This is a genomic window from Nocardia sp. NPDC050630, assembly GCF_044457245.1.
Lineage (GTDB): Bacteria > Actinomycetota > Actinomycetes > Mycobacteriales > Mycobacteriaceae > Nocardia.
In genome coordinates, this window is the sequence record NZ_JBITGN010000001.1 from 40,353 (window position 1) to 53,810 (window position 13,458).

General features: G+C 65.7%; 8 protein-coding genes. All 8 read left to right on the forward strand.

Going from position 1 to position 13,458, the window contains the following annotated elements:
• Positions 1-27: 27 nt before the first annotated feature.
• The 8 genes from ACIBG0_RS00155 (at position 28) to ACIBG0_RS00190 (ending at position 13,413) form a co-directional block, all read left to right on the forward strand.
• Complete coding sequence (locus tag ACIBG0_RS00155) at positions 28-1,521, forward strand: AAA family ATPase (protein WP_397027792.1); 1,494 nt, start codon at positions 28-30, stop codon at positions 1,519-1,521.
• A complete protein-coding gene (gene eccD / locus ACIBG0_RS00160; RefSeq protein ID WP_397027794.1) occupies positions 1,518-3,050 on the forward strand; it encodes a type VII secretion integral membrane protein EccD in 1,533 nt (510 codons plus the stop codon). The genes ACIBG0_RS00155 and eccD overlap by 4 nt, the downstream gene beginning before the upstream one ends.
• On the forward strand, positions 3,050-4,399 hold the full coding sequence (gene mycP, locus ACIBG0_RS00165) for a type VII secretion-associated serine protease mycosin (RefSeq protein WP_397027796.1): 1,350 nt from the start codon (positions 3,050-3,052) through the stop codon (positions 4,397-4,399). Before eccD ends, mycP begins: the two co-directional genes overlap by 1 nt.
• Positions 4,396-6,120, forward strand: coding sequence for a type VII secretion protein EccE (eccE, locus tag ACIBG0_RS00170; protein WP_397027798.1), 1,725 nt, complete (start codon positions 4,396-4,398; stop codon positions 6,118-6,120). Before mycP ends, eccE begins: the two co-directional genes overlap by 4 nt.
• 28 nt (positions 6,121-6,148) lie before the next feature.
• A complete protein-coding gene (locus tag ACIBG0_RS00175) occupies positions 6,149-6,490 on the forward strand; it encodes a helix-turn-helix domain-containing protein (protein ID WP_397027800.1) in 342 nt (113 codons plus the stop codon).
• 69 nt (positions 6,491-6,559) lie between these two features.
• Positions 6,560-7,630 (forward strand): discoidin domain-containing protein, encoded by a 1,071-nt coding sequence (locus tag ACIBG0_RS00180; RefSeq protein ID WP_397027802.1) that lies wholly within the window; start codon positions 6,560-6,562, stop codon positions 7,628-7,630.
• Positions 7,631-7,640: 10 nt separating this feature from the next.
• Positions 7,641-8,357 (forward strand): hypothetical protein, encoded by a 717-nt coding sequence (locus tag ACIBG0_RS00185; protein WP_397027804.1) that lies wholly within the window; start codon positions 7,641-7,643, stop codon positions 8,355-8,357.
• Between the two features lie 157 nt (positions 8,358-8,514).
• The gene (locus tag ACIBG0_RS00190; protein WP_397027806.1) at positions 8,515-13,413 is read left to right on the forward strand and encodes an NAD-glutamate dehydrogenase; all 4,899 of its coding nucleotides are present in this window, start codon (positions 8,515-8,517) and stop codon (positions 13,411-13,413) included.
• The last annotated feature ends 45 nt before the right edge of the window (positions 13,414-13,458 follow it).

Consider the following 13,458-nt stretch of genomic DNA (forward strand, 5'->3'; position numbering starts at 1 on the left):
AGTGGGTTTTTCGAGAGGACGACAGATATGAGCCGAGCGCCGAGTACTAATGGTCATCCGGCCGAGTCCGTCCGACACAAGGGCGGCTACGACGCCTTTTTCATGCAGGCGGCCGAGGAGCCGGAGAGCGGCCCGGCGGCCGGCAGCGTCCCCACACGCCCACAATCCGGCTATAGCGAGCCGGTGATCGGTGCGCCCGGTCAGTCGATACCGCAGTCTGCGGCGAATACCGATGCTGCGGTGCCACCGCAGCGCACGACCGCGCCGGAGGCCGCTGCGCCGCATACAGCCGCGCCGAATGTGGCTGCGCCGACAGCAGATCCGGCACGCGAGACCTATGCGGCCGCCTCTTCGCCGCCCGAGATGTGGTCGGCCAACGCCGGGGCTGAGCCCACCACCGCTCGAATCACACAGACCGCATCAGGTTCGGCGAACACTCCGAGCAGTAATGCTCGACCCAGCGCCGAAACCACCGAGACACCATGGCAACCCGCGCAGGCGAGCTGGGTGCCCGATCGCATCGACCGCACGGCGACACCGCAGGTCGAGGTGCTACCCGCGGCACTGACCTCGATGGACTTGTTGGCCGATATCTCGGCGGCCAATCGGGCCAAGCTGCAGTCCAGCACGGGTGTACGGGGCGCGCTGAACAAGGTCGGATTCCGGCTCGGCCTCTCACCCGCCGAGCAGCGCGCCGAGGACCGGCGCGCCCGAATCCGGACCCAGCTCAATACCCCTTATCAGATCGCGGTGATCAGCGTGAAGGGCGGCGTCGGCCGCACAACCACCGCCGCGACGCTAGGTTCGACCTTCGCGGCGCTGCGCCCGGACCGGGTCGTCGCCATCGACGCGAATCCGGACTTCGGCGATCTGCCCACTCGTACGGCTCCGCACCCGTACGGCCTGACGCTGCGTGATCTGGCGCAGGCGTCGAATTTGGAGGCATTCTCGACGGTGCAGTCGTTCATGTCGATCAACTCGGCCGATCTCGCCACCATTGCCTCGCCGTGGACCATCGAGGCCAACGAGGCCCTTTCGGGGCACGAATACGCCACGGCCGTCGAGGTTCTGCGCCGCCACTTCAATCTTCTGCTCGTCGATTGCGGTACGGGCGTGCTGGATTCGGTGACGCTGAGCGTGCTGAAGACCAGTGACGCCGTCGTGGTGGTCACCCCACCCACCGTCGGTGGCGTGAAGGGTGCGGTAGCCACGTTGAATTGGCTGAGTTCGCACGGTATGCAGCATCTGATCGCCAAATCGGTCGTTTCGATCGTGCATCAGCAACCGTCCAAGCCTGTCGTCGACGTCGCGGCGATCGAGAAGCTTTTCGCTACCGGACAGCGCCCGACCTGCATCCTTCCCTTCGACGACCACTTGGCCGAGGGCGGCGAGATCGATCTGCGCCTGGTGGACAAGGAAACCCTGCTCGCCTTCGAGGAGCTCGCTGCCGGGCTCGCCGATGGATTCCCGAACTATCTGGGTGGCACCAGCGGCGGTCGGGCCACCGGAGGGTGGCGATGAGTACTGCCGTTGCTTCGCCACCGGGCGCGGCGCCCGCGGCATCCGCCGAGGTGGCGCGCGCTCGGATGGCGGTCCTGGTCTCCAGTTACCAGGTCGACGTCGTGGTGCCGACCAAGTTCACCATCGAGACGTTCATCGATGACCTGCTCGTCGTACTGGCCAACGCCATCGATGACGAGACAGTCGATTTCACCCCGCCGACCGGACAGTGGAGCCTGGCTCGACCGGGCGAGGCGCCGATGCCGCGCTGGCGCAGCCTCGCCGACCACGATGTCGTCGACGGCACTGTGCTGATGTTGGCCGCGGTCGAATCCGCGGAGGTCTTCACACCGGTCGTGGAGGACATCACCGACGCGCTGGCGCTTATCAACGAGCGCGAGTTCGCCGAATTCGACTCCGACACTGCCGCGGTCGTCGGCCTGAGCACACTGGGTGTCGGCGCGCTCGCCATCGCTGCGATGTTGTCAGTGGCGTGGACCGAATCCGGGTCGATCTGGTGGTATGCATTGCCCGCGCTGCTGCTCGGCGCGGTGTGCTGGGGCGGCGCCATGCAAGCGCGGCAGCGCAACTTCGCGCCGCGGATCTGCCTCGGGTTGGCATTGTCCTCGATTCCGCTCTTATTCGCCGGCGGCGCGATGCTGGTGCCGCCGGCCTACGGTGAGCCGGGTCCGTTCGCCCCGGCCAATCTGGCCGCCGGATCAGTTGTCGCTGCCGTCGCTGCCGCGGCCATAATGCGCGTGACCAAGCTCGGGATCGCCACACTGATGGCGGTCACCGTGCTCGGCGCGACCGTGGCCGCCGCCGCGATTCCGTTGACCTATCTGGATCTGTCGGTGCGCCAGATATGTGGTGGCGCGGCACTTCTCGGACTCGTGCTGCTCACTGCCGCGCCGCGCCTTGCCGTCGTCGTGGCCCGGATTCGGCCCCCGGATCTGCCGGACCCCGGCAACGAGGTCAATCCTGCCACGCTGACCGACATCTTCGACGCTGAATCCGCGCGCGATGACGCCGAACTCGATTCCGCTGAGGACATCGAACGGCAGCGGGAACAGGCCGGGGCCGGTATCGAAGGCCGTGCCCGTCTGGCGGTCACGAGTCTGCGCGGGCTCATCGCCGCGACCTCGGCACTCTTGGCGGGCGCGGCCGTGCTGTCGGCCGCGGTGAGCCCCGGGGGTATTCGGGAAATCGTGCTCGGCGCGGCCGTTGCGGGTCTGTTGGCGCTGCGCGCACGCTGGTTCCCGGACCGGGTGCAGGCCATCGCGCTCGTCGTCGCGTCTGCTGTGACCGTTGTGGGTGTCGGCTTCGTGCTGGTCACTGCGTACGAAACGGCGCCGGCGCGGCTGGTCGTCGTCCTTATGATCGGCGTGGCGGCGGTTGCGGCATGTGTCGCGGCAGTGCAATTGCCGGGGCGGCGGCTCTCGCCGGTCACCCGGCGGATCATCGATCTGATCGAGTACGCGCTCATTCTGGTGATTCCTATCATCGCCTGCTGGATCATGGGCATCTATACCGCGATGCGGGCGATCTGATGCGAATCGGCACAACCGCGATCGCGGTGCTGGCCGGATTCGCGCTGATCGCCTCCGCCGCACCAGCATTGGCGGTGGAACCGCCGCAGGTTGTCATCGGCTCGCCTGCGGATGACCCGCCCGGCCCGGAGTTGCCGACGAAACAGGACAAGGGCTGCTTGGCGACCGGCGTGCTGAAGGACAGCGATCTGGCGCGCACGCCGCCGTCGGAGATTGCACTGGATCTGCCGAATGCCCGTGCACTTAGCCGAGGTGCCGGGGTGACCGTCGCGGTGCTCGATACCGGTGTCACGCCCAATGGCCGCCTGCCCGGCCTCGTCGGCGGCGGTGACTACGTCGCAGCAGGTGGCGATGGTCTGTCCGACTGCGATGCGCATGGCACCCTTATCGCCGGAATCATCGGCGCCACATCCGATCCCACGGACGGATTCACCGGGGTCGCCCCGGACGCCCGGATCATATCGATCCGGTACCGCTCCGGCGCCTTCAGCGCAGAGCGCTCGAGTGGCGATGCGGCGGAACGGCTCTCGATGGATATCCGGACGCTGTCCCGGGCGATCGTGCATGCGGCGAATCTGGGTGCGGGAGTGATCACGGTGTCACTGCCGGTCTGTGTTCCGGTAGGACTCGCGGTGGATCAGTCGATACTGTCGGTGGCGATCGGCTACGCCGTACACGTGCGGGGCGCGCTGATCGTCGCGGGTGCCGGCAATGTCGGCGCCGGCTGTGATCAGAATCCGGATATCGATCCGACCCGGCCGAGTGACCCGAGGAACTGGCGCGATGTCAAGAACGTTGCCGCGCCGGGCTGGTTCGGTACGGACGTGCTGACGGTAGGCTTCACGACCGCCACTGGCGCCACGATGCTCGATTCGCTGTCGGGGCCGTGGGTTTCCGTCGGCGCACCAGGTACCGCGATCGAATCGCTCGGTCCCGGTGGCACCGGTCTGATCAATGGTGTCGGTGAACCCGGCAAACTGGTGCCGGTCGCCGGCGCGTCGTTCGCCGCCGCTTACGTCAGCGGAGTGGCCGCCTTGCTGCGCTCCCGATTCCCCAACGAAACCCCGGCCGAGATCATGGCCCGCCTGACCGCCAGCGCGCACGCGCCCGCTCGTGGCATCGATAACTTCGTCGGCGCCGGTGTTATCGACCCGCTCACCGCTCTCAGCTATCGCACCGCGCCCAAGCCGCCGATCGGACTGTACCGGTCGTCGGTACTGGTGATGCCGGATCCGCCGCGTGCCAAGGATCGTCGTCCGCCGTTCGCGGCCGCCGTTGTCATCATCGCCGCGGTGCTGCTAGGTCTCGGCGCCACCTATGCGAATTCCGCGGTCCGGAGGCGGCGGTGAGCCTTCCGAGTGTTCGGGTGGGCGGTGTCGAACGTGGTCCGTTCGCCGTAGCCGTGATCGGTGGCAGCCTGGTGGTCACCGGGCTGTGGACGCACACCCCGATCTGGGCAAGCGCGGCGGTGATCACCGTGCTGCTGGTAACCGTGGCGGTCCAGGTGAACGGCCGTACGACCAGCAGATGGCTGCTCGACTGGATCGATTACCGGTTCGGCCGGGCCACCAGAGCCGAAGCGCTCGCCGGTCCGGTGAATGTGGAGGACATCCAGGTCGCCGCCGGGGTATGCGGCATTCGCTCCGAAGGCACTGTGCTCACGGCGATGATCCAACTCGCGCCCAACCTCGACCTGCCAACTGTCATCGCGGAGAAATCCATCTACACCGAGGACACCGTCCCCGTCGACGCCCTGATAGGTCTGCTCGATCAATTCGGTCTGGCGGTCGATATCGATATCGTGACCACCGGTCAGCGAGTTCGTCCGACCGGTAACTACAGCATGCTCTACGACCAGCTGATCGGCTCCCATCCGATCGTCGGCCATCGTCTCACGTGGTTGGTCGTCCGGCTGGACATGGAACGGAATCTGGATCTGCTGCAGCGCCGCGGACTGGTCGCGATGGTCGCGCCGAGAGCGCTGGCCACCGCGGCGCACCGCATCGCGGGCCGATTGCGAGAACGCGGTATCGCCGCGCACGCACTGCCTGCGGCGGCGATGCAGGAGGCCACCAGGGTCCTGCATGCAGGCGTCGAACTCGGCGATCTGCGTGAGACGTGGACCTGTATGGAGTCCTCGGTGCCGGGTCGCTGTGTGACCAGTTTCTTGATCGACTGGACGCGGATGGACGGCGCCGGCATGGACGATTGCTGGTCGTGGAACCGCGGCCGGACCACATTGGTGGTCAGCCTCACCGATGCCACGACCGGGCCGCGGGCACTCGCTCGGTATGTCGGCCCACCGGTCACGACCGAGCCACCGGCTTATCTGCGTCGTTTGACCGGTCGGCAGGCCATCGCATTGCTGGCCACCATGCCGACCGGAACGTCGATCCGTGCGGTGCCCTCGGATGAATCGGGCCGCGATATCGCCCCCGACGAGCTCCTTGCGGATCTCACCATCGCGATCGGTCCCAATGGCCAGATTCTCGGTTCCATCAGCGGTCAGCCCCGACATACCTTGGCGCTACCGCTGTTCGACCCGGCTCGCTACAACCCGCGCCGGCGCACCATCGATGTGCACGCCGATCTGCCGGTGGCACAGCAGATCGTGTTGCGTGCCATGGTGGTCGGCGCGGATGTCGAAGTCCATTCGGTGCGCCCGCACCGCTGGTGGCAGTTGGTCGCCGCGGTCGGTGATCCGGAATCGCTACGGCTGGCGCCGGCGGCCGGTGCCGCGACCGCCACCGCGGGACAAGCCGGTTCGGGTTCACCACCATCTTCGGCTACAATCACGGTCTTCGACAATCTGCCGCCGCAGGTATCGACCGCGCACACCACGGTCACCATCAGTGAGCCCGGTGGGCCGCGGCGGCGGTCGGTCGATCTGGCGATAAATCAGGTCAGCGCGACCGCGGTCGATGTCAGCATTCCGATGCGGACCGTGCGCGTCGACTTGATCGAGCCGCGCGGTGAAACCCGCTATTTCGATTCCGCCGCCGAACAACCCGCGATCACCGCGGGTGGCAATGGTGCCACGCCTGAGCCAGACGTCCGGCGCATGAGCTGATGGGAGACAGCAGGTAGTGTCTATCAGCGTGGTTGTGGACTCCCAGCCGAATGACGGCGAATTTGTGCAGGAGGATAACGGGGAGGCACTGACCCCGAGACAGGCCGCGGTAGCGATCTTCTCGAGTCGGCTGTCGGAATTGATCGCGGAATCGGTGGTATCGACCGAGGACGGTTCGACGCGGTCTTTGACGCTCTATTCGCTTGCTCAGCATTTGGAACAGGCGTACCCGGATGTTCCGGTCTCCCAGTCGGGTCTGTACCGGCTCATTCATGGAGACGCGGTACCCCGGCTCGATCTGATTATTGCTCTGGCACGGGTATTCGATGTGCCGCCGGAACATTTCGTCACCGAGCAGAAGAAACGCTGATTGCGTTATTCCCGCTAGCGGGAATAACGGCGCGCCGAGGTGCGGGCCGGTCTGGATACGATCCGGACCATGGCTGCCGAGGATCCGGGAGATGTGTTTCTCCGCCATCGAGGCGCGGTCCTGGAGGCACTGCTTTCGGATCCGTCCTTCGGAGAAAACGATCCGGGTACCGGGTCTGTGCTGAGTGGCCCCCTCGTCGACGATCCAGCATTCGAGGAATCCGGTTTCGGCGATGATCCATTTTCCAGTGCCGCGATGTCGGCTGGTTCGGCCCAGGGCGCGCTGTCCGACACGGACCCGCCGCCGCGGCGGTCCTCCGATGGGCCGAAGGCCAGTGAGCGGATCATCGCGCTGCTGAACGGGCAGCAGTCGAATGCCGCACCGGCAATGGACTTTTCAGCGGACTACTCCGATGTCTCGGCCAAGCCGCCACCGCCCGAAGAGCCGGCGCGGTCCACCTCCAGTTCGCCGAAGAAGCGCGGGCCCGATACGGCGGAGCAGATCGCTCTGCTGGCGAAGAAGCTCAAGAATCCCAAGGTCGCGTTGGCGGTCTGCGGCGTCCTGGCCCTTCTGCTGATCATCGCGCTCGTTTCCACCGGCGGGAAGGACGATTCGCAGGCGCCGGACCGGATAGCGGTTATCACTCCGTCGCCGACCGCGGCGGCCCCGACGTCGAAACCGGAATCGTCCACGCCCGCTTCCGGAACGATTACGCCGAAATCCGCCACCGCCAACTGCCCGCCGGGCAGCACCCCTGGCATGGATGCCTTCGGCGGGCAGCAGGGCAAGGCCTGGTCATGTGTGCGCGCGTACAAGGTCGACGGGCAGGTGCTCACCATCGACCTCGGTAAGACCTATCAGATCGATTCGATCGGCATCGTCCCAGGCTGGGACAGCGTCGGCAGCGACGGTGTGGACCAATGGACGAAATACCGGACCGCCAGCCGCGTCAGGTATACGTTCGACGATCCGAACAAGACGAGCTATACCCAACAGACCCTGGATCAGCGCACCCTGGTCGTTACCAAGTTCGAGGTACCCGTGCAGGCGACCAAGGTCGTATTGACGGTTCAGGAATCGAAGGGCGATCCGACGATCAATACGACCGCTATTTCCTCCATCGTGATCACCGGGCATTGAGGCCGCTGTCATGTCAGTAGCCGAGTTGGTCTGCCAATACTGCTCACACCGCAATGCCGGTAATCCGGCGCAGTGCGGGCACTGCGGTGCGCCGCTGCCCGCAGTGCACCGACTATCCAGCCTGACCCGGCATCCGGAGCAGGTAGAGCGGGTGGTGGCGGGCGCCGAGCGGGCCGCGGCGGCCACCGAGAGCGTGGTGGCGGGCGCGGAGAATGCCGTGGCGGGCGCGGAAAAGCTTGCTGCGCAACAGTATCCGCGCTGGCAGTGGGGTGCCGCTATCGCCGCCGTAGTGGCCACGGTGGTCGGGCTCGGCTTCACGGTCGTCCGTTCGTGTTCGACGCCGCTGGCCTCGATGCCCGATATGGGAATCGAGCAGGCGCTGCCTGGCCAATTGCGTGCGGCCGCTACCTGTCAGCGCGTCGATTCAACGACCGAGAACTGTGTCGTTCCGGCGGCCGACCCGTTGCTCGCCGGTGGAATCACCGGCGGCAAGGATTTGACCCTCTCGGTGGCATTGGATCCGCCGCAGCGCCGGGCCGATACCGTGCGCAACTGGCGCACGGCCGGTGGAACCGTCCTGGCCGACGGTGTCGTCTTCATCGCGATCAGTCCGACGGCAACTCTGCGGTATGCGAATACCCTTGTCGGGCTTCGGGTCGAGACCGGTTCGTTCAACGGGCGGGCTGCGGCGCAGACATTCATGGCGCGAGCCGGTCTAACCCCGTGACCGACCGTACTCCGGTCGGTCTGGGCGCTTGACCAGTGCTGATCTCTTTCGAGTATTTGTTACGCATCCAACGTGCCGCTATACAACGGCACATCAAATCATGTAATGTATGGGAACCGTACGGTTACGGGCTCAGATCTCGGGAAGGCACGAGTCGATGGTGGCAACCACCCAGCAGACGATTTCATTCAAACGGTTCCGCGACGATCCGACCGATCTGGAGGCGGCCTACTTCCGATGGATTCAGCCGGGCGCCACCGCGCCGACGATCACCGATCGGGCCGAACAGATCTTCCGAAACCACTTGGAGCTGGCGGCGATCCGGCTGCCGGGCGCGGCCATCACCCGGGTGTATCGCCCCGACGACGGCAGCGGATTGGGTGCGGCAATCCAGATCGTCAATGACGATATGCCGCTGCTGGTCGATTCGGTGACCACCGCACTGCGCCGCCTCGGTGCCGCGGTGACCGAGGTCGTCCACCCGGTCTTCGACATCGCGCGGGACCGACGCGGCCGGCTGCGGGCGATCGCCGCCAAGGAGCCCGACACCGTACCGGCGAATGGCAGCCAAACCGTCACCGAATCATGGATCCATGTGCAACTGGCGCCGAGCGTCGGCGCCGCGCTGCTGGACCGGATCGATCAAGAGCTGCCCGCGCTGCTGCGGGTGCTGCGCAAGGTCGTCGACGATACGCCGGGCATGGCCAACGCGATGGTCGCGTTGGCGGGCCGGCTCGACCACATCGCGCAGCGCTCCGACGACCCGGAAGTGCCCGAATGCGCGAAATTGTTGCGCTGGTTGGCAGATGGACATTTCACCGTGCTCGGATACGGGTATTACCGCACCAGCCGCACCGATGCCGGTAATGAACCGCAGCAGGTGCCGGGCACCGGCCTCGGCGTGCTCTGGAACGGGTCGAACGTCGATCTCGATGTCCCCGTCCTCGGTAACACTCGACCGGTCCTGCGGCTGGCCAACGGATCGGTGGATTCGCTGATCCCCGGATCGGGTGAGCTGTACTTCGTCAGCGTCGCCGATTACGGCAGTGGCGGTACCGGCGTCGGCCCCGTGCAGGGCGAGCACGTTTTCGTCGGCACCTTCACCGTGACCGGTTTGCACGAGAACATTCTCGATATCCCCGTTATCTCTCGCCGCGTCCACCAGGTCATCGAATGGGCTGGCTTCGAACTGAATTCGTTCTCCGGGCAGGCGATGCTGGAGATGATGCAGTCTTTCCCGCGGGTCGAACTGTTCTCCACCGACGCCCGGCGGCTGTTCGAAACCGTCTCCGCGGTCATGAATTTGGGGCTGCGCAGGCAGGTTCGGCTGTTCATCCGGCGCGACGGACGCAGCGGTGCGGTCTACTGCCTGGTTTACCTGCCCCGCGATCGGTACTCGACCGAGGTCCGGCTGCGCATGGAGGAGATCCTGCGCGCCGAATTCGACGGTGAGCAGGTCGCGTACTCAGCGAGGGCCAGCGAATCCGAATTGGCCGTGGTGTATTTCACCGTGCATCGCGGTCCCGACGCGGAGCCTGCCGATATCTCCGAATCCAATCGCGAGCGCATCCAGGAGCTGCTTTTCGCGACCACCCGGAGTTGGGCCGACCGCTTGGTGGCGGCCGCGAGCGGTGTGTCGGCGATCTCGTCGAAGGTCGCCAATGCCTACGCGAGCGCCTTCCCGGTCGGCTACCAGCAGGAGTACGAGCCGGAGCATGCGCTGGTCGATCTGCAGCGGCTCGACCGTCTCGCCGACGGCACCATCGATACGAATCTGTATCGGAATGCCGAATCACCCTCGGGGGAGTGGCGTTTCACACTTTATGTCGCGGGCGAGGGTGTCTCACTGAGCCGAGTGCTTCCGGTACTGCAAAGCCTCGGGGTGGAGGTGGTCGACGAACGGCCGCACCGCATCACCCTGCCGGATAGTACCCACAAGTGGATCTACGATTTCGGGTTGCGTGTCCCGGCGGCATTGCTCGGCACCGCGATCGATGCGGATCTGGAGGCCGATCTTACCCGCTCCGCCGACGAATCGTCGGTCGCAGGCGGTGTGCGGCAATGTTTCCCGGAAGCCTTCGCGGCGATGTGGAACGGCAGTGCCGAAGTCGACGGACTGAACGAACTGGTGTTGCGCGCCGGATTGCACTGGCGGCAGATCTCCATACTGCGTGCCTACGCGAAATATCTGCAGCAGGCGGGGTTCGCCTACACCCAGGGCAATATCTCCAGGGTCCTGTTGGCACAACCGACGATGGCCCGGTTGTTCACTGAACTTTTCGACGCATACTTCGATCCCGAGGGTATCGGGGCGGTGGCATCGGCACGGGCCGCAGGCATCGCCGAACGACTGCAGGCCGAGATCGATGCGGTCGTGAGCCTCGACACCGACCGCATCCTGCGCGCCGTACTCGGTCTGATCACCGCGACGTTGCGCACCAACTACTACCGCCGCGACAGTGACGGCAACGTACCCGAGTACCTGTCGTTCAAATTCGATCCGCACGCCATCGCCGAATTACCGCGGCCGCGCCCGCAATTCGAGATCTTCGTGTACTCGCCGCGGGTCGAGGGCGTGCATCTGAGGTTCGGTCCGGTGGCACGAGGCGGATTGCGCTGGTCCGACCGTCTGGAGGACTTCCGCACCGAAATCCTGGGCTTGGTGAAGGCGCAGGCGGTGAAGAACGCGGTCATCGTGCCGGTGGGCGCCAAGGGCGGTTTCGTGGTCAAGCAGCCGCCGACAGCTACCGGTGATCCGACCGCGGATCGGCAGGCGCAATTGACCGAGGGCGTTGCGTGCTACCGCACCTTCATCTCCGGTCTGCTGGACGTCACCGACAACATCGACCACGTCTCCGGCGAGGTGCTGCCGCCGGAGCGGGTGGTACGCCGCGACGGTGACGACACCTACCTCGTCGTCGCCGCCGACAAGGGCACGGCCACCTTCTCCGATATCGCCAATGATGTTGCGCGCCAATATGGTTTCTGGTTGGGTGACGCCTTTGCCTCGGGTGGTTCGGTTGGCTACGACCACAAGGCGATGGGCATTACCGCCAAGGGTGCGTGGGAAAGCGTCAAACGGCATTTCGCCGAGATGGACATCGACACGCAGACAACAGATTTCACCGTTGCTGGAGTCGGCGATATGAGTGGTGACGTGTTCGGCAACGGCATGCTGCTGTCCGAGCACATCCGCTTGGTGGCCGCCTTCGATCACCGGCACATCTTCCTGGATCCGAATCCTGATGCCGCGAAGTCGTTCCGGGAGCGGCAGCGGATGTTCGCACTGCCGCGCTCGTCCTGGGCCGACTACGACAAGTCGCTGATCAGCGCGGGTGGCGGTGTCTATGATCGATCCGCCAAGGCCGTTCCGGTCAGCCCGCAGGTGCGCGAGGCGCTGGACTTGGATCCGAGTGTGACCACTCTGTCTCCGCCGGAGATGATCCGGGCGATTCTGCTCGCCCCGGTCGATCTGTTCTGGAACGGCGGCATCGGCACCTACATCAAGGCATCCACCGAGACGAATGCCGATGCCGGTGACAAGTCCAACGACGCGGTACGTGTGGACGCGAATCAGTTGCGTGCCAGAGTGATCGGCGAGGGCGGCAATCTCGGGGCGACCGCGCTGGGCCGAATCGAATACTGCGCGAACGGCGGCCGGATGAACACCGACGCCCTGGACAACTCCGCGGGAGTCGATTGCTCCGACCACGAAGTCAACATCAAGGTCCTGCTCGACGCGGTCATCTCCAGCGGTGAGCTCGCTGCGGCCGATCGCACCGAATTGCTGGCCGCGATGACCGATGAGGTCGCCGAACTCGTACTGCGCGACAATATTTCGCAGAACTTCCGGATGGGCCTTTCGCGTGCACAGTCGGTGCCCTTGGCCGGCGTGCACCGCAGGCTGATTGCCGACCTGGAACTCCGGCGCGGTGTGGACCGGCGGCTCGAGGCACTGCCCTCGGACGCCGAGTTGAAAAAGCGGATAGCGGAAGGGCGTGGGCTCACCTCTCCGGAACTGGCGAATCTGCTCGCGCATGTGAAGCTTTCGCTCAAGGACGATTTGCTGGCCGGGGATCTGCCCGACAACGCGGCCTTCGAGTCGGTGCTTCGGTCGTACTTTCCGGAGCCGCTGCGGGTACGGTTCGCCGACGCGATCGGCAGGCATCCGCTGCGCCGTCAGATCGTGGCCACGATGGTGGTCAACGACATGGTGGACCACGGCGGCATCACCTATGCGTTCCGTCTGGCGGAGGAGTCCGGTGCGAGCACTGACGACTCGGTGCGCGCCTTCACCGTCGCTACGCAGATCTTCGATCTGCATACGCTCTGGCAACGCATTCGGACCACGCCGATGCCGACGGCGGCCCGCAACGAACTCGAGCGGGAGACCAGGCGCACCCTCGATCGCGTATCCCGCTGGCTGCTGACCAGCCGCCCGCAACCGATCGCCATCGGCGCCGATATCGCCCGCTACCGCGACGGTGTCCGCCAGCTCGCAGCCCACATGCTGCCTGCCCGGCTCCCCGCGGCGCACGCCGAGGATCTGGCGACGAATGCTCGCGCGGCCGTCGAGCGGGGCGCGCCTGCGGAATTGGCCGAGGAGGTGTACCGGCTCATCCACCTGTTCCCGCTGCTGGACATCCTCGATGTGGCCGATATCGCCGAGCGCGACGCACAGGAGGTCGCCGAGCTCTACTACGCACTCGACGATCACTTCCAGATCGAGCGTTTGCTGACCGCCGTGAGCAATCTGGCTCGCGACGACCGGTGGCGCACCCTGGCCCGGCTCGCGGTCCGCGACGATCTCTACGATTCGCTGCGCTCGCTCACCCTGGACGTGATCACCGCATCCGAACCGAACGAGAGCACTGCCGACAAGATCGCCGAATGGGAGTCGGTCAACCGCCCCCGTCTGGCTCGCGCCGGTGCCTCACTCGGCGAGATCTTCGCCGCGGGCACCCACGACCTGGCAACCCTCTCGGTCGCCGCACGACAGGTACGCAGCATGGTCAGCAGCGGCGAATCCGCCGCAGCAGCACCGGTTTCGAACTAGCACGGTTGTGCCCCGCGGTCTCGGTGGACATCCGAGACCGCGGGG

Coding starts and splice junctions, on each gene's coding strand:
- ACIBG0_RS00180 (WP_397027802.1), top strand. CDS start 6,560: ATGGCTGCCGAGGATCCGGGAGATGTGTTTCTCCGCCATCGAGGCGCG.
- ACIBG0_RS00185 (WP_397027804.1), top strand. CDS start 7,641: ATGTCAGTAGCCGAGTTGGTCTGCCAATACTGCTCACACCGCAATGCC.
- ACIBG0_RS00155 (WP_397027792.1), top strand. CDS start 28: ATGAGCCGAGCGCCGAGTACTAATGGTCATCCGGCCGAGTCCGTCCGA.
- eccD (WP_397027794.1), top strand. CDS start 1,518: ATGAGTACTGCCGTTGCTTCGCCACCGGGCGCGGCGCCCGCGGCATCC.
- ACIBG0_RS00190 (WP_397027806.1), top strand. CDS start 8,515: ATGGTGGCAACCACCCAGCAGACGATTTCATTCAAACGGTTCCGCGAC.
- mycP (WP_397027796.1), top strand. CDS start 3,050: ATGCGAATCGGCACAACCGCGATCGCGGTGCTGGCCGGATTCGCGCTG.